The organism is Persicobacter psychrovividus, assembly GCF_036492425.1.
Classification (GTDB): Bacteria; Bacteroidota; Bacteroidia; order Cytophagales; family Cyclobacteriaceae; genus Persicobacter; species Persicobacter psychrovividus.
This window is the reverse complement of the sequence record NZ_AP025293.1, coordinates 438,942-456,408: the sequence shown is the minus strand read 5'-3', so window position 1 is coordinate 456,408 and position 17,467 is coordinate 438,942. Positions and strand designations below refer to the sequence as shown.

The following is a 17,467-nucleotide window of genomic DNA, read 5'->3' as shown; positions in this document are numbered from 1 at the left end:
CTGAATATTGGATACATCCAAAAATAGGTGACCAACAGGAGCATAACGACCGTGTTTCTGATGTTTGCAGTGTTTATTTGGAGCAATCAGACGATGTTGTGACTATTTCTGTGGATGAAAAGACGGGTATTCAAGCTAAACAAAACATAAAAATAACCACAGCAAAAAGCGGTCAAGTTAAGCGAGTAGACCCAGAATACAAGCGGAACGGAACGACCTGTTTAATCGCAGGCCTGAATATAATGGACGGCGAGGTCACCAAATATCAACTTGGACAGACTCGGAATGAGGAGGATTTTTGTAAATTTATAGAGTCAATCATCGATAAATACCCTAACAAAAAAATCGTTTTTATTGCAGACCAGCTTAATACACATAAATCAGAGTCATTAGTCAAGCTAATTGCTGATAAAGTAAATTATGACAGTGATTTAGGTAAGAAAGGACGGTGTGGAGTATTAAAGACGATGAAGTCCAGGATGGAATTTTTAGAGGATAAAGACCATAAAATCAGATTTCAATATACTCCAAAACATTGCTCTTGGTTGAACCAAATAGAGAATTGGTTTGGCCGTTTACAGAAGCATGTAATTCGTAATGGGCAATTTAACTCGGTCCCTAATTTAGAAAGAAAAATCACCAACTATATTGAGTATTACAATGAAAGATGGAAAAAGCCAATTGAGTGGTGTTTTGGTGGGTTTTAAATCGGGTGGTATTTAAGGGTTATCGCACTAGTGACCTAAGTGCGTGGGATGTGAGTAAGGTGACCAATATGAAAAATCTGTTTAATAATGCGCAGGCTTTTAAAAGTGATTTGAGTGATTGGGATGTGAGTAATGTGACCGACATGTCATGTATGTTCGCTGGAGCAGAATCCTTTAATAGTGACTTAAATGCATGGGATGTGAGTAAGGTTGAGACGATGTTAAGTATGTTTCAATCTGCATACCGCTTTAATGGTAACATAAGTGATTGGGATATGAGTAATGTTAAAACAATGTCCTATATGTTTTCAGAGGCTGTGAGTTTCAATTGTGATTTGAGCCGTTGGGACGTAAGCGGGGTTACGTCCATGAGGTATTTATTCCATGGGGCAACAAACTTCAATCAGAATTTAAGCAATTGGGATGTCGGTAATGTTTATTTCATGGAGAAGATGCTTACGAAAACTTCAAGTTTTTCAGCCAAGAATTACGACCGCCTTTTGCTGAGCTGGAGTGAGCAGGATGTAAAAACGAATGTGGAATTTGGAGCACCTTATTACATATGTAGTTCTGAGGCAATTAGCGCAAAGAAAAAACTTAGGAAAGAAAAGGGCTGGGTTATAAGTGACAGTGATACAAGATGTAATACCATTGATGTGCATTTTGATACCCGAGGAGGGGAACCTTCGGATATTCCTTTTGCTTCGAATCAAAGACCAGAAAATCTTATTTGTGAACCGTTAATGAATCCAGTGAAAAATGGCGTTGAATGTGTGGGTTGGGGATTAAGCGATGATGAAGGGGCTACAATAAGTAAAATATGGAATTTTGAAAAGGATGAAGTAGATGAATCCTTGACCTTATATGCCCGCTATCAATATTTGTTATCTGTTTCTTCATTTCCAGGTACGAGTCTTTCCTTAGAAGGCGATATTTGGGCAGATCAGGGTGATTCGTACACGTTTAATTTAACAGTAGAACAGGGGTATGAATTCAAATACTGGATGCTCGATGGAGAAATTCAAGAAACGCGTGATTTGACTTTTACGCTCGAAGATATCCAGGCAGATCATGTATTATCTGCTGTAGTAACCCGACCAAATAACTTTACAGTATGGATTAATACAGAAAGTGGGGATTTTGAGCTTTATATTTCAGGATCGGAAGAATATGCCGTGGAGAGTGATTATACCATAGACTGGGGCGATGGCACTTTCACTAAAGGAGGGGGACTATATCGTCAAACGGTAGAACATGAATATGAAAATCGCGGGACCTATTTAGTACAAATATCAGGGAAGGTTCCTAAAGTAAGCTTCAATTATCAGAAAGCAAGTGCTCCCAGACGCTTCATGTCAGTACTGGATGTGGTTCAATGGGGAACCAACAAATGGTACGATATGAGTTCAATGTTTACGGGGAATGAGCAAATGCAGATCAGTGCGACTGATGCCCCCGACCTGTCTCATGTAACATCATTGGCCTATATGTTTAGTGAAACCAATATTAGTGACGATTTGAATAGCTGGGATGTAAGTAATGTGACGGACATGACAGGGATGTGTAAAAATTCAAGCTTTAATGGAGACATAAGCAAGTGGGATGTCAGTAATGTGGTTAATATGGAGCATATGTTTTATGGTTCGAGTTTTAATGGGGATATCAGCGAGTGGGATGTTGGGAAGGTTACCAATATGGAATTTATGTTTTTTTATAATTCACGTTTTGATGGTGACTTGAGTGCTTGGGATGTCGGAAATGTGACCAATATGTCCTACATGTTTAGGGCAGCTAATGATTTTAATGGAGATATCAGCAAGTGGGATGTCAGTAAAGTAACCAATATGTCCTACATGTTTTTTAATGCCGCTCATTTTGATTGTGACTTGAGTGCCTGGGATGTTGGGAAGGTTACCAATATGGAATATATGTTTGCCGCGGCATATTATTTTAATGGGGATGTAAGTACGTGGGATGTATCTCAAGTGGAAGATATGAGGCACATGTTTCATGATGCCCATCGTTTTGACAGTGATTTAAGTACCTGGGATGTTGGGAACGTAACCGATATGTCCTACATGTTTAATAAAACCTATCGTTTTAATAGTGATTTGAATACATGGAATGTTAGAAATGTAAAGGATATGCGTTCAATGTTTGAAGATGCAAAGAATTTTAACAGGGACTTGAATGCATGGGATGTTGGGAATGTTACCGATATGTACGGTATGTTTAACAATGCACCACATTTTAATGGGGATGTAAGTACGTGGGATGTAAGTAATGTACTTACTATGGGTTATATGTTTAAACAAGCAGCGAGCTTTAATGGAGACTTGAGGCGTTGGGATGTGAGTAATGTGGTTTATATGTATAGCATGTTTTACAGTGCTGAAGAATTCAATTGTGATTTAAGTGATTGGCAAATAGGTAATGTGCGGGATATGGATTATATGCTTTTTAGAGCAGATAACTTTTCTGCAGGAAACTATGATGCTTTGTTGAATGCATGGAGTAAGCAAAATGTACAAAAAAAGGTAAGCTTTGTAGGTGGTCAATATCACTGTACTTATGAGGCAATGGTCTCACGTCAAAAGCTTATTGATGATTACGAATGGGATATAAGAAAAAGCTCCCCTCTTTGTGGTGTTAATGTACGATTTGATACCCGAGGAGGAATGCCCTTAGAAATTCCTACGGCTTCATCGAGTATAAAAGACAGTAAAATTAGAGCGCCATATATTGTTCCTGAAAAGGATGATGGACGTTATTTTGATGGTTGGGGAGTAAGTGATGATGAAGGGAAAACAATCCCTGTATTATGGGATTTTGATAACGATCGGGTTGAAGAAGATTTAACGCTATATGCACGCTATACTTTCAACCTTACCGTTCAGGAAACGGAAGGAATTCGTGTGTTCCCTGATTTTACAACGGTTGTATATGGAAGTAGTCAAACGTTTGATCTGGAATTAGAAGAAGGCTATAAATTTGTAGGGTGGCAGGTAGATGGTGTTGATGTAGACAATACCTAGCCTGTCGAATATTTTCAAAAAACATGTACACGAGTTAAGCAGCCATTTGAACGCTCATCATTGCTTTTGCCACGGCTTCCTTATCTTTGATTTCTGCCACTTTTACGGTGTCAAATCCTGAAACAAGTTCGGCAATTTCATTTTCTTTCACAAAAAATAAGGGAATGGTCAGCAAGTGGTTGGTGCACATTTTCTGTGGGTGGCTGCTCATTTTTGATTTGTACTTTCCGAATACGCTTTCGATGATAGCACTGCAACAAAAAGGGATGTCTTCACCAATCGTTTTATAGGTTTTATGAAAATAATGAGTGATTTTTTCTCTGAATATAGTTGGCCGATCCCCTTCGAGTTCTTCCATTTTTTGAGTTAATTTCAAAATAGTTTTGTGACTTATCCCTTCCGTTCTGCCAACCGACAATATTTCTTTGATCACTGGGGTCAAAGATATCAAATCCTTGATGAAAGGTGTATGATCACTGATTTGGAGGAGGCTCAAAGCCGCACCTTTGCTTTCTTCGGCGACATTTTTCAGCTCAGGACCGACCTTTCTAAACCACTTTTCATATTGCCCAAGCTGATGAAACCTACAATGATGCCTTACTTTTGGAGGGGCCAAATGTGCATATTCCCCACACGCTAAATCTTTTCTGAGTTCACCAACCCATTTGATGAAATTCTTGTAATCATCTGTATCGTTATATAGATTTTTCAGTGTCCTTGATACTTCATGGGTGATATCCGAAACATGATCAAGCCCCAGCAAGGCTGTAGCCTTAAGTAAATTAGAACCTTTATCGCTTAGGACATATTGAATTTTCAGCTTCTGAACGAGTGGTTGAAGTTCCTTATAAATTACATCTGCCGACCAACCTTTTTTCGCACCAAGATAAACCAAGTGACAGTCCTCAAAACGTAATGTACGCTGCTGGTCAGAAACCGACACAGGAACGGCAAGTACCAAAAACAATTTCTTCCCGTTGAATGAAATGCTTTCATCACAAATCAAAACACATGGCCGCTCAGGTGAAAATGGTTCGATGGCCTGCATTCCTGCTTTTTTTAACCAATTATCAATCGTCGAATGGTCAGGGCATTTACTATCTATGTGCATTTGTTGAATGAAAATACGCAATACCGTCTCACTATCACGAAGGCTCATGCTGGTTTCAGTATGTAAAATTAAAGCCAAAGTAATAATGGCCGAACAGTAGCTGTGGTGCTTGATTTTTTTCCCACCAAACTCCGACTTGTTTTTAGACTTTTCCTCTTTGTACTTCTTTTCCCAAAAAGAAGCCCGAGCCTTATACCTTTTAATTTTGATACTGTCGTTTCGCCTTTTTCGTTTGGCTCTTTCTGTTGACTTTTTCTTTTTTAGAGATTGTTTGTTATTTTTAAAACTCAAAGCGATTCTGGTAAGGTTGAATGACGGTTTGGACACTCAAATTTAACCTTTTTTCTGGAATCGCTTTTTTTGTGAATTTTCGACAGGCTAGACAATACCAACCCCCATTTAACACTGGAAAATATCACTGCAGATCATACTATAAAAGCGCTTGTGGAGCAGAAAGAATATGAGATCACAGCCTCAGTGAATAAAGGGGCCACAATAACACCTACACACGTGACAGCACCGCACGGATCCGATCGAAGTTTCCATATTGAGCTGGAAGAAGGGTATAAAGTCGTATCCTGTACAATCGACGGTCAACCCATGGATAAAATAGATACTGTATTCACATTAAATAATATCATAAAAGAACATACAATCAATGCAGAAGTCGCCCTTAAGAAGTACGAAATTACAGTAAATCAAACAGAAAACGGGGTGATAAGCCCACAAACTACATTTGTAGAGCATGGTGACAGCCAAACATTCACGATTACGCCAAATGATGGGTATGAAATTATTGAGGTAATCGTCGATGAACTATTCATTGGAACAATGAATGACTATACCTTCAGTAAGGTTGAGCAGAATCATACCATCTCGGCAAGTTTTGATCGTGTCATCTTGCCCGAAATCGTCATATATCCTAATCCAAATGATGGGCAATTGTACATCAGGGGATTACAAAAAGAAATGCGATTGCAATTGGTCGATGTATTAGGGAGAGTGCTTCTTGAAAGAGGCGTGAATGGGGAAGATGATACGGTTGATATATCTTATTTATACGAAGGTGTTTATCTGGTTTTGTTAGATGGTGTCTCTTACGGTAAATTAGTTAAGAAACCGTAATATTATGTTATCTTCCTTTCGCCATTGGCGATACCCAAATCAAAAAATGATCAACGGGCAACCTTAAAAAAAACGTGGGGCAAATCGAAATTTCGCAATTTAACGGAAGGTAAAACGAATTCCGATGGTTTATCAATTAGAAATTGATCAACAAACGGTCAGCCCGAAAATTTGGCGACGAATTTTGATTGAGGACACTATGACACCAAGCCATAGCGCATGTTGGTGCGAATCATCAGCGCGTTGACGATGGTCCATTCAATCAAAAAAATCTCAACAAACTGAACTGCAACAATTACGGTTGGCGGTGGTATACTTTTAGTTGGTGGTTACACCCTTTTACTGTATGGATCAAGGTTAGCGGATGAGGGGACACACAGGATAGGGTATCATAAAATTTTAGGCTCAGTCTGAAAAGTTGGGCACGACCTCATAATTTACCAAATTGCAGCATGAATGAATCCAAGTAAATGCATCGTTGATAAGCCTTTTATTGCCTGAAGGTATTTGGAGTTTTTTGAGGTTACGTCTGTCGATCAAAATATTAATGGAATTTTATCCACTTGGATGAAAAGGCTATTATTCCCCAAGAGTATGAAGGGCTGGAACTCCAAGCAAGAGGGTTTACGGATGCACGGGTTCTTCAGGATTTTCCTATACGAGGGAAAAAGGTTCATCTAAGTATTCGCCGTCGTCGATGGGCTGAAAAAGGTAATCATAAAAAATTAAGCCGTAACTGGGCTACCATTGCTAAAGGTAGCCGCAAGATCGCTGAGTTTGCGGCTTTTTTAAAAGAATTTGATTGATAATCATGCCATCACCTTTGCGAGTCTTAAACCGTATCACGGAATTAGTGCCAAGAATTTTCAGCATTACTCCAGGTGTAGCGCGAACAAAGTTAGTTCAATGGTATGATAAGGCCGACAAAGTGGCTTTTCTTCCTTTGAATCAATAAAAAATACCTTTTTCGAAAACTCAGCAAAAATTGCCAATTGTTTCAAGTACAGAAGTAGTAATGCTGCTTCGGAATCATCAACGCTAAATTGAAGAATTTTAGGAAGGATTTAAGAGGCGTATCCGACCTCCCGTATATGTTATTCCGCATTACGAAGGTGTTTGGTTGATAGGCTGTGCCCAGAAATTCGGAGTGATCCGGTTTTTGTTGGTAAATAACTGGTAATCAACAAAAAAACAAAAGCTCGGGAACCACTCCGAGCTTTTTAACTATACCAAACTATAACCTTATGTTCTGAAAAATATGGCTCTACGAGCTTTGTAGGACTGTTTTAGGTGGTTTGATCCATGTTTTTCGAATCGTTAATTATTTGATTATATGAATATTGAGCCCTTTTTTGAAGGGATAAAAGTTGTTTTAGGATGGTAATATGTTATTTTTTATCATAGACTTTAACTCATAGTAATCTATTTTTGTGTTGTAATTTATTGATTTTCAAGGAGATGTTGATAGTGGTTAATCAAGCTTATTTTTTGTTAATAAGATTTTTTATTAGAGTCAAACTTTGAATAGTATAAATGTTTCAATAAGGAGGATTTGCTTTTTTTTAGCACGTCTCTTGTTAATGTTCAAACTAAATTAGTTTTATTTTTTTTGAGAAGTTGTTGATGAAGGTCCTTATTTAGGAAGGATTGTCCTTCATTTAATAGAAAAATAGTTTTTTATGTAAGCATTAGGGACTGGTTTTGTTTTCTGATTAAATGAAGAATGTGGATGATTGTGATTTATATTATTCAAAGAATTTCAGCTGGGATAAAATTCAGCAAGGCCGTGATTTTGAGGTTTTAGATATTATAGAATGTTCATCACATTACAGCTTATTTTTTCAGCGTTAAAAAATAAGGAGATTTGAAAAATACAATTAAATACCTCTGATTGATTCATGCTTTTTAGGTAATCGTACCCGTCAGGATTTTATTTAGTATCAATGGATTGCAAGCATAATGATCATAAATTACCGGTAAATATTGTGTCGGTTCCAAAGGACATCAATTTCAAAAATGAACTTCCTATGATTAAGTATAGAGTCCAGAGATTTTTAAAAGAATGTGAGAAAAGATGGTATGTAGAATATTGGATTACGACAGAAGTCAAGAGTCCTCGGAAAAGAATCTACATCAGCCATAAGAAATTTCCTACTCTCAAGGAAAAAGAGCGGCAGGTGAAGAAAGTTATTCAAGACCTTGAGTCTGGTGAAATTATTGAAAAGCCCAAAAGGAAACGCCTTAGAAATAAAAAAGATGAGTTGGTGCGGTTAAGTACCGCTATTAGTGACAGTTTGAATATTATCGAGCGGGAGGTGGCAAAGAATACTCATGCGGCCTATAAAAAAAGCTTGAAGAAGCTTGAGTATTATTTCGATGATCCAGACTGCTACCTACATGACGTATCCGCGTCGGATATTATTAATTTCTTGGATTACCTGACAGTGGAAGAGCGAATATCTAATTCTACACGGAATAGTTATTTGAAATGGCTTAAGGCGATGTTTGAGCGCTTTAAAGCACGTGGATGGATAAGTACCAATCCCTGCATAGGTATTAAGGGGTTTAGAGAGGACATCCAGATGCACAAGGCCTTCTGTAATGAAAATGCACAAATGATTTTGAGTTACCTAAAAGGGGAGGATCTTCAGCTTTTTGTTTTTGTAATGTTAGTCTATCAGTGCTTTTTGCGGCCTTCTGAAATCTATAAATTGCAAGTGAAGGATATTTTATTTGACCTGAAAAAAATTATTATTTCCAAGAATGTAGCCAAAACAAAGGTTGCCAAATACCCTCGGTTTAATGATTCTTTAAAAGCAGCATTGCAGAAGTACCTTGAAGGAGCCAAGAATGATGATTTTATTATTTCGCAAAGACGTACTTTTGGCGCTACGCAAACCACTAACTATTCTATTGGTGACAGACACAGGAAAGTGCTCAAGCGGTTTGGCCTTGATCATGCTAATCATACGCTTTATGGCTGGAAGCATACCGGTAATATTGAGTTGTATCGACTGACCAAAGACATCAAATTTATTCAGGCTCAAAATGGACACTCTTCTGTAAATATGACCGACCGATACCTTCGAGATTTGGGGGTTATTATGGATGATGAAATTAGTTTGGTGCCTCTTCCAGATTTCAAATTTTAGCCTTTTGATGTTTTTTTTAATTTTAGTAGGGCCCCCCTAAAAAAGTTTTCCTCTTTCCTCACCTCAAAAACTGTGAATTGCACTCAAAAAGTGCGCTAAATTTAATTTATAGCGTGTATCTGCTCGAACAGTCCAATTATATTGAGGAAACACGAGAATAGTACAATTATATGCCGTTTATCAGAATAGTCATATTAAAATAATTATATATAATGCTTTTTACGGGTTTATGAGGGTTTTATGGGTGTTGAGTTGTAGGGGTGTTTTATTTGAATGGCAATATTTATTAAAATAGTGATATGATTTTACCCTTGAAAAGTGAGGAAACAGGTGAGAATAGGTGAGGAAATAGGGGTGAAAGTGAGGAAACAGGTGAGGAAATAGGGGCTGTAAGTTTAGGATTTAGGGACTTATGAGGCTATTTCTTCATATTTGAAATTATCGATCTATTAGACCGAAATTTTTTAGGGTATGAATATTTAGATTTGTGGGTAGTAAATGGTTATTTATCCCTTCATATAATTCACTATTTTATGCCAAAAATCAGATTATTTGAGGGGAAATAAACTTAAATTGGCTTCTCGTATCTTCCCCAAAAATTTAACAACCCAAAATTTATCATGACCACACAATCCGAACAGGCATTAGAGAACCAAATGATCGAACAGCTTCAGGGCATGGGCTATGAGTTTGTAGCACTTGCGGATGAGCAGGCGTTGTTGGATAATTTGCGCAAGCAATTGGAGAAGTTCAATGGCTTGGTGTTGTCGGATAAGGAGTTTGGGCAGGTGATGAATTATCTGACCAGGGGGAGTTCGATTTTTGAGAAGGCGAAGCTGTTGCGGGATCGGGCGCAGATCAGCAGGGACAATGGGGATACGGCTTATGTGTCATTCTTCAACAGTGAGCAGTGGTGCAAAAATGAGTATCAGGTGGCGCAACAGATCACCATGAAGGGAAAGTATGAGAACCGCTATGATGTTACGCTGTTGATGAATGGCTTGCCTTTGGTCCAGGTGGAGCTCAAGCGCCGTGGCTTGGAACTGAAGGAGGCGTTCAATCAGACTTTGCGCTACCAGCGACATACCTATGGTGCCTCTCAGGGCTTGTTCCAGTACATTCAGTTGTTTGTCATTTCCAACGGGGTCAATACGAAGTATTATGCCAACAATCGGGTGGCAGTGCAGGATTTCAAGCAGACATTTTTTTGGGCGGATAAGCACAACAAAAACATCACCCAGTTGGAGGAGTTCACCAGCGTGTTCATGGAGCCTTGCCATTTGTCCAAGATGATTGCCCGCTACATTGTCCTGAGTGAAAACAAGCTGTTGATGGTCTTGCGTCCATACCAGTATTTTGCGACCGAGGCGATTGTGGATCGGGTGAAGAAAGGCAATAAAAACGGCTATATCTGGCACACGACGGGTTCAGGAAAGACTTTGACCTCTTTCAAAGCCAGTCAGATTTTGTGTAAAATGCCGGAGGTGGCGAAGGTGCTTTTTGTGGTTGATCGAAAGGATCTGGATTATCAGACCACCCGTGAGTTCAACCAGTTTGCCAAGGATTCGGTCAATGGTACCACTGACACCAAAGCCCTTGTCGATCAATTGACGGGCACGAGCAAGCTGATTGTTACCACACTTCAAAAGCTCAATAATGCCATTCAGAAGGCGCATTGGAAAAAGCAGATCGAAGGGCTGAAGGACCAGAAGGTGGTTTTTATCTTCGATGAGTGCCACCGTTCGCAGTTCGGGGAAACCCACAAAAAGATCGTTGATTTCTTTCCCAACAATCAAATGTTTGGCTTTACGGGCACGCCGATTTTTGCGGACAATGCCACCGCCAACGAGCAGGGCAAGCGCACGACCAAAGATCTTTTTGAGGACTGCCTGCACAAATATGTGATTACGGATGCGATCAAGGACGACAATGTATTGCGCTTTGCGATCGAATATGTGGGGCGTTACCGTCGTACGGCAAGTGCTTCGGAGATTGATATTGAGGTGGAAGATATTGACACCAAGGAGCTACTGACTTCGGAGAAGCGCATGGGCAAAATTGTGGATTATATCATTGCCAACCACAATAAAAAGACCCACCATCGGGAGTTTACCGCCATGTTTTGCGTGAGCAGTATTCCGACCTTGATCCAATATTACAAGCTGTTCAAGGAGCGGGATCATAAGCTCAAAATTGCGACGATTTTCAGCTATGGTGCCAACGAGCAGGACGGCGATGAGGCTTCGGAATTCCTCAATCCATCCCTTTCCAAAAACAGCTACGCTCAAGTTGCCGAACGACCCGCCGAATACAAGAGTCTGCATAGTCGGGATGCTTTGGAGGAATGCATTCAGGATTATAACAAGACCTTCGGTACCCGATTCACATGCACCGATAACCAGTCGTATTACAACTATTATAATGACATTTCGAAGAAGGTCAAAACCAAGCAGATTGATATTCTCTTGGTGGTCAATATGTTCCTGACGGGCTTTGATAGCAAGACGCTCAACACACTGTATGTGGACAAAAACCTGAAGCACCACGGACTGATTCAGGCATTTTCACGCACCAACCGCATTTTGTCTGAGAAGAAATCGCAGGGTAATATCGTTTGTTTCCGCAACCTGAAAAAAGCAACAGACGAAGCAGTGGCGCTCTTCTCGAACAAAGACGCCAATGAGGTGATCTTCTTGGCTCCCTATGAACAGTATGTCAAGAAATTTCAGGAGACGCTATTGAAACTATTCGCCGTATCGCCTGATGTAGATACCGAATTGCCGAACGAGAACGACCAGTTGGCTTTCATCAAAGCGTTTCGGGAATTGATCCGCCTGAAGAATGTCATGAAGACCTTCGCCGATTTTGACCATGACCAAATCGGCATTAGCGAACAGGAATTTGCCGACTATCAAAGCAAGTATTTGGATTTGTATGACAAGACCAAAGTTGCGGGCAAGGAAAAGGTTTCGATCTTGGAAGAGGTGGATTTTGAGCTGGAATTATTGCAGACCGATATTGTCAATGTGGCCTATATCATGCAACTGTTGGTGAACATTCACGGCACGAGCAAGGAAAAGCGGGAAGCCGAGGCCAAGCGTATTGTCGAGATGATGGCCGGCGAGGTGCAATTGCGTTCCAAAAAGGAATTGATCGACAAGTTCATCAAGGAACAGTTACCATTGATCCCGACCGCCGAAGAGGTCCCCGAAGCTTTCGAAAAGTTCTGGGATCAAGAAAAGGTTTCCGCCTTTAGCGCTATGGCATCGGAGGAAAAGTTAGACCCTGAAAAGCTCGACGGCATGATCCAACATTATCTGTATTCAGACAAAAAGCCCTTGCGGGAGGAAATCGTCGGGGCGCTCGAATTCAAACCGAAGATCTTGGAGCGCAAGAAGATCGTCGAAAGGGTAACGGATAAGATGTTGGGATTGGTGGATACTTTCTTTCGGGGGATGGGTTAAAATCTGATCGTGATTTTTAGGAGCTGTTGCATAACCTCAATTTGATGATGACGCACAAAATTTTATTTGGTCACTGTACGGGCTGACCTATGTGTCTGCCCTAATGATTAAAATATTGGATGGTTTGGATACACACGTAGGTGCATCCGTACAGCTAACAAAATAATCTTCTGCGTCAAATTCTGAGAATAGAGTTGTGCGACAGCCCCTCTAACAGCGCTAAATCTAATCCTGGTCGTAGGCTCTGGTCTACGACCCATCAAAAAAATATCACACCTATTTCAGTACACCAAGGTTGAAACCTTGGCCTAACAGCGTTAAACCAGCTAAAGCAGGTTAGCCCTGTGGTTCCATTGAAGCTGTGCGTCCCATCAAACACAAAATTCCAATTGAAATGATACGCCAACCCATTTCAATGGGTTTAACTTTGGTAGCCCATTGCTTTAGCTGTGGGTAAAAGATGGGTAAGGATAAAAAAAACCAGCGCTTGGCTGGTTTGTCGGCTAATGCCTGATAATATTTTATAGTACAGACCTGCAAGCATTAAATGAAGCACGGGGCACTGTGGTATAAAGGTAATAACTTTAGCGTGAAAGATGATAGTCCACTTCTATTTTAACGCACTAACAAAATCCTCTTTGATCAACTGATTCACATCAATTAATGGCAACAAGAAATGGTTGAAAGGGGTTCCTTCTGTTTTAGCATGAAGTGTTCCCCGACAAGTACTTACCGCTAAGAAGCCCAAGTGGGTTAGTAAATCTTTGGGAATAATAACTATATTTTGGTCTGCATCAACAAATGACCGCCAATCGTCTGGGGCGATCAAATATTGTACAACGATCGAAAGACTTAAAAATACATGGCCATTAACCGAAAAGGTGAATTTTGGCACTATTGCAATAATCTTATCATCTGAATTAACCCCTTGCTTGATCTCGGCATTTAGTTCAATACTTTGGTCTTGCTTTGGAAGATATTCCTCAAATGTAGCGAATTGCTCCGTTTTGATGCCGATAAGTTTAAACCTTGTTCTTTGAGCGTTACTCATAGTGCTTGCTGATTTTCTTGTTCCCAATTATCCCATCCCGTATCTAAAGAGATGGTTTCTTTAGATGATCGATAAACCATCACACCTTCACTTTGCTTCGTTGGTGTTTCAGACGGGTAAAATTGATATTGATCGACCGAGGGAATGTTCATTAGACCAACTTCCAAACATTCTTCCAACTTGCTGATCGTTTCAAGGGTCAGGTTTTCTCTACCTTTGAGGATTTTATTGACCTGCTGAGGCGAAACCTGCATTAATTCAGCCAACGCCTTTTGTGTCATTCCTTTTTGGCGCATCAACCTTTTGATGTACAAAGCCAACGATGCGGATTTCTTAATCCAAGATTTTTTAGACAGTCGGTCATTTACCTCCTGCTTCCATTGGTTGCCATCGGGATTGACAATACTTTTGAATTTATCTAAATTATTCATGGCTTATTCATTAAAGGGGATATTGAAAACAAAAAAATCATCAGTAGTTGATATGCCTCTATCTATCAAATAATCTTTGACGATTTGAAGCTTATCTAACTCTGACTGTAAATGAGGGCGTTCCTGCATTGTTCGAACCAATTTGATGGCTCCACCAGTAACTAAATACACATTTACAGCTATTCGTAGAGCATAGATGCGTAACCAACTTTTAGGTTCAGTACCATAAGCTTTACTTCTTTCCATTTCTTCCAGATGAGAAGTATTAGACAAAGGCTTGAAGATATCGAGTAATTCATCTAAACCTCCTTCAGATGCATTTTCCATTTTTTCCTCAAAATCAAATGCTTCCGAATGTGTTTTCCAAACGGCTTGTTCTACTGTCATTGGCGCATAAAAACCGCTTTCCAAATCAGCCTTATGCGCTTCGAAAAACTCCTCTAATCCACCAATATCTGACCATTCATCAAACAATCGATAGTATTCAGGTCGTTCTTCTCCTTCATACTGGACAGTATAAAGACGATCATTAAACACTGCAAAGATATTACTTACCTTCATTAAATCAACCTATAAGTTTACTTTTTTGTTTCATAACCACTAAACTAAATGAGTTTAGAGTAAGAAGCGGAGAGTTGAATTTGGGGCGTGATCAACCTTAAGCTACTCACCTTGAGCCTCTTTTAGTTCTTTTTCAATACCTACCGATGATACTTCAATTGGTATTGCTGATAAACCCGCTCCAAATTGAGCGTATCGAGTGCTTCATCGGTGAACTCTTCCTGACTATCCTCGCAATAATAGTATTGATAGACGACCTCAAAGGCCTCCTTTCGGAAGGTCAAACTTGTCAGCGACTGCTTCAACCGCATCGGTTTTCCTGTAAATGGACTGTTCAATATACTAACATTTAGGCACGATTAGATGTATTACAGCCCTTCCACTGCTGGTCAAGCTGAAACTAATTAATATAAATCAGGTTGCATTGGTGTAAATGTACGCTATTTTACTTACAATTGCCCTTGAGTTCATCCTACCATTCGGAGGAAGGAAATCGGAAAACGCCATGCCTTGATGTATGGCGTTTTTTGTTTACTCTTCTTCCTCTGATGGTTTGTAACCCAATCTTACATTTTCTTCATGGAAAGCTAAATATAAATCATGCGCATTACCACTCGTTGAAACCCACTCATGAATGATATCTAAAGCCCTAACCTTCTCACTTAGAAATGACATGCGAACATCAGTTTTTTTCAAGCCTCGAAGCATGATATTTTTTTCATCCAACACGGGTCTGCGAATTTCTTTGTCTGGGATTAAGCCCACAATGATGTTTTGAATCGCATAATAGGTTTGTGTATTTTTTTCAGGATCCTCTATTTGTGCTATTAAACTTGAAACCTCTTGATCGATGCTTGCTTCGAATGATGGGTCTTCAGTTGAAAAAAGAGGTTGTTCAGGAGCCTTTCGAGCCTTCAAAAGATCCTTCATCTTATCACTTAGCTCTACCTTTTTCTTAGGGTCTAAATGTTGGTTATTTTGTGTGTTATTACTCATGGTTTATTATCCTACTTGATTAAAAATTTTATTCACTTCGTCTGCCAATACTGCGATGGAATCTGCTTTATAAGGATTAACAGCCAAAGCTGAAAGGGCTATATCTGAATGGATCAACTGCTTATTATGGATTTTTGCCAATCGTTCGACCAATACTCGATCCTCCAAAGAAAAAATACATCGATGGTAAACAATGGAGGGATGTATAGCCTGTTTTTTAGAAAATTTATCGACCTCCAATGGGTTGGATAAATTATTTGATATATATCGCACCGCTTCGTCGTCCAACAAATACTGTTGCGCCCAATAGGTCGCCCTTTCCTCAATCAATAATACATCGGGTTGTGAAGTATCAGTAACATGATATACCATCTTACTGATGGTTTCAAGGTCTTCAATAACATGATAGATTTCATGAAGTAGCGTTTCCCAAATCTTTGCATATTTTTTACCACAATCGGTTATCACAATGCAAGGCTTTTCATTCACCCAAAAAGTCCCTCCATTGATAGAGGTTTTTTTACCATACTTTTGAACAATGACCGTAATACCGACAGCGTATAATGCTTTTATCACCGTTGCAAAGCCCTTCTTTTCATACTGAGAATAGGCACGAATATTACCTAACAGTTGAATCAACCCCTCTTCACTATAATCATTTGGGTTATTGATGCGCTTAAATTCAGCAATAGCACATTTCACCCAAAAGTCTCGCATCTTATGGTCGTCTGTAAGCTTTGCTTTACTAAATAAAGCATTACCCCCAATATGCGCATATTCAAAAATATTATTCAGGTTAAAAAAGGTGCAGATTCTTTCTTCAAACTGTTCGTAGTTGAAACCACGACCAGTATAGAAGCCCTCTTGTTTTAGGCTTGTCTTATCAAAGTGATCATTAATGAATTTTACTTTTTTGATTCTTTCAAGCTCATTCATTTGTGTTTCTTGGCTGTTCATATAATCATTTAAGGCTTCATTGGTGTCAATGCTCAAATATGTGCAAATTTTCACAAATTCAATTAGCTTCAACTCTTGTCGCTCCCCTTTTAAAATATTATCCAAGCTTTTACGGACAATACCCAAAGTCGAAGCCAAATCAGATTTGTTAATGATATTGGACTCTATTTGAGCATTAAGCAACTGAACAATGTTACTTGTTTCATTGCTTGCTGGGTGAATATTTAATCTTACTACCTTACTCATTTGATTTATGATTTACGCAAATATGTGTAATTTTACACAAGTTTACTAATAAGTGAACCTTTTTATTTGAATAGGGCACAAAAAAACCAGCCCTACGAGCTGGTCTTTTCGGCTACTGCCATCAAATACTTTCTAAATCCAGATTACCAATTATAATCTGCTTCGGTCTGACCGAAATACTTGGTGAAATATTCATCCAATCGCTGAGCTACTTCTTCTCCGTGTTTTCTATACACCAAGCTATGGTGTGCCCGCTTGCAAATACATTTGGAGATAGGCATATTGTGTTCTGATAACAGAATACCATTGACCACAATTCCACCGCTCATTAGCAATTGTATATTGGATACGATCACTTTGTAACGACCCTCTTTCTGCAAATACTGCACATCAGCACTCAACGCACTTCGCCGTACACTATACGAACCGACTGACCCACCAAAGCCGATCGGTTTGCCACCGACGACGAAACTACTCAAACTTTTCTTATTTCCATTGAATGGCTTTTGGTAAACTTTCTCCCAAACCAATCCATTATCCTTGATGCTTACCTGCGCATGCGCAAATAAGGGGATTGCCAAACAACATATCAATAAACCCGCAAACTTCACTATCAACTTCTCCATTCTCA

The 17,467-nt window shown here is 39.4% G+C and carries 14 protein-coding genes; 6 read left to right on the top strand and 8 right to left on the bottom strand.

The genetic code is table 11. From position 1 onward, the window contains the following. Nucleotides 1–77 precede the first annotated feature (77 nt). Together AABK40_RS15445 and AABK40_RS15440 are read left to right on the top strand one after the other, a co-directional pair. Entirely contained in the window at nucleotides 78–707 is a 630-nt protein-coding gene (locus AABK40_RS15445) for a transposase (RefSeq protein ID WP_338397052.1), read from the top strand. Continuing rightward, nucleotides 686–3,742 carry a BspA family leucine-rich repeat surface protein gene (locus tag AABK40_RS15440; RefSeq protein WP_338398560.1) on the top strand — a complete coding sequence of 1,019 codons (3,057 nt, stop codon included), beginning with the start codon at nucleotides 686–688 and terminating at the stop codon, nucleotides 3,740–3,742. The genes AABK40_RS15445 and AABK40_RS15440 overlap by 22 nt, the downstream gene beginning before the upstream one ends. Before the next feature lie 34 nt (nucleotides 3,743–3,776). Here AABK40_RS15440 and AABK40_RS15435 read toward each other — a convergent pair whose 3' ends face one another. Continuing rightward, complete coding sequence (locus AABK40_RS15435) at nucleotides 3,777–5,144, bottom strand: hypothetical protein (protein ID WP_338396605.1); 1,368 nt, start codon at nucleotides 5,142–5,144, stop codon at nucleotides 3,777–3,779. A gap of 153 nt (nucleotides 5,145–5,297) precedes the next feature. On the opposite strand from AABK40_RS15435, the gene AABK40_RS15430 reads away from it, so the two are divergent. From AABK40_RS15430 to AABK40_RS15415, 4 genes are all read left to right on the top strand, one after another. Further along, nucleotides 5,298–5,978, top strand: coding sequence for an InlB B-repeat-containing protein (locus tag AABK40_RS15430; RefSeq protein ID WP_338398559.1), 681 nt, complete (start codon nucleotides 5,298–5,300; stop codon nucleotides 5,976–5,978). A 563-nt stretch (nucleotides 5,979–6,541) separates the two neighbouring features. Next, nucleotides 6,542–6,784 carry an ISAon1 family transposase N-terminal region protein gene (locus AABK40_RS15425; protein ID WP_338398558.1) on the top strand — a complete coding sequence of 81 codons (243 nt, stop codon included), beginning with the start codon at nucleotides 6,542–6,544 and terminating at the stop codon, nucleotides 6,782–6,784. 1,221 nt (nucleotides 6,785–8,005) lie between these two features. Beyond that, nucleotides 8,006–9,130, top strand: coding sequence for a site-specific integrase (locus AABK40_RS15420; protein ID WP_338398557.1), 1,125 nt, complete (start codon nucleotides 8,006–8,008; stop codon nucleotides 9,128–9,130). 620 nt (nucleotides 9,131–9,750) lie between these two features. Continuing rightward, entirely contained in the window at nucleotides 9,751–12,594 is a 2,844-nt protein-coding gene (locus tag AABK40_RS15415; RefSeq protein WP_338398556.1) for a type I restriction endonuclease subunit R, read from the top strand. Between the two features lie 610 nt (nucleotides 12,595–13,204). On the opposite strand, the gene AABK40_RS15410 is transcribed toward AABK40_RS15415, so the two are convergent. The 7 genes from AABK40_RS15410 to AABK40_RS15380 form a co-directional block, all read right to left on the bottom strand. Further along, nucleotides 13,205–13,645, bottom strand: a complete 441-nt coding sequence (locus tag AABK40_RS15410; RefSeq protein ID WP_338398555.1) for a hypothetical protein — start codon at nucleotides 13,643–13,645, stop codon at nucleotides 13,205–13,207. Further along, nucleotides 13,642–14,076, bottom strand: a complete 435-nt coding sequence (locus AABK40_RS15405) for a helix-turn-helix domain-containing protein (protein WP_338398554.1) — start codon at nucleotides 14,074–14,076, stop codon at nucleotides 13,642–13,644. The genes AABK40_RS15410 and AABK40_RS15405 overlap by 4 nt, the downstream gene beginning before the upstream one ends. A gap of 3 nt (nucleotides 14,077–14,079) precedes the next feature. Continuing rightward, a complete protein-coding gene (locus AABK40_RS15400) occupies nucleotides 14,080–14,637 on the bottom strand; it encodes a hypothetical protein (RefSeq protein ID WP_338398553.1) in 558 nt (185 codons plus the stop codon). Nucleotides 14,638–14,777: 140 nt separating this feature from the next. Next, entirely contained in the window at nucleotides 14,778–14,975 is a 198-nt protein-coding gene (locus AABK40_RS15395; protein WP_338398552.1) for a hypothetical protein, read from the bottom strand. Between the two features lie 193 nt (nucleotides 14,976–15,168). Beyond that, nucleotides 15,169–15,633, bottom strand: a complete 465-nt coding sequence (locus AABK40_RS15390; protein WP_338398551.1) for a hypothetical protein — start codon at nucleotides 15,631–15,633, stop codon at nucleotides 15,169–15,171. Nucleotides 15,634–15,639: 6 nt separating this feature from the next. Then, the gene (locus tag AABK40_RS15385; protein WP_338398550.1) at nucleotides 15,640–16,836 is read right to left on the bottom strand and encodes a hypothetical protein; all 1,197 of its coding nucleotides are present in this window, start codon (nucleotides 16,834–16,836) and stop codon (nucleotides 15,640–15,642) included. 143 nt (nucleotides 16,837–16,979) lie between these two features. After that, nucleotides 16,980–17,462, bottom strand: a complete 483-nt coding sequence (locus tag AABK40_RS15380) for a hypothetical protein (RefSeq protein ID WP_338398549.1) — start codon at nucleotides 17,460–17,462, stop codon at nucleotides 16,980–16,982. Nucleotides 17,463–17,467 lie beyond the last annotated feature (5 nt).

Excerpts from the sequence above, each read along its gene's own strand:
- AABK40_RS15420 (WP_338398557.1), top strand. The coding sequence starts at position 8,006 with ATGATTAAGTATAGAGTCCAGAGATTTTTAAAAGAATGTGAGAAAAGA.
- AABK40_RS15415 (WP_338398556.1), top strand. The coding sequence starts at position 9,751 with ATGACCACACAATCCGAACAGGCATTAGAGAACCAAATGATCGAACAG.
- AABK40_RS15410 (WP_338398555.1), bottom strand. The coding sequence starts at position 13,645 with ATGAGTAACGCTCAAAGAACAAGGTTTAAACTTATCGGCATCAAAACG.
- AABK40_RS15405 (WP_338398554.1), bottom strand. The coding sequence starts at position 14,076 with ATGAATAATTTAGATAAATTCAAAAGTATTGTCAATCCCGATGGCAAC.
- AABK40_RS15400 (WP_338398553.1), bottom strand. The coding sequence starts at position 14,637 with ATGAAGGTAAGTAATATCTTTGCAGTGTTTAATGATCGTCTTTATACT.
- AABK40_RS15390 (WP_338398551.1), bottom strand. The coding sequence starts at position 15,633 with ATGAGTAATAACACACAAAATAACCAACATTTAGACCCTAAGAAAAAG.
- AABK40_RS15385 (WP_338398550.1), bottom strand. The coding sequence starts at position 16,836 with ATGAGTAAGGTAGTAAGATTAAATATTCACCCAGCAAGCAATGAAACA.
- AABK40_RS15380 (WP_338398549.1), bottom strand. The coding sequence starts at position 17,462 with ATGGAGAAGTTGATAGTGAAGTTTGCGGGTTTATTGATATGTTGTTTG.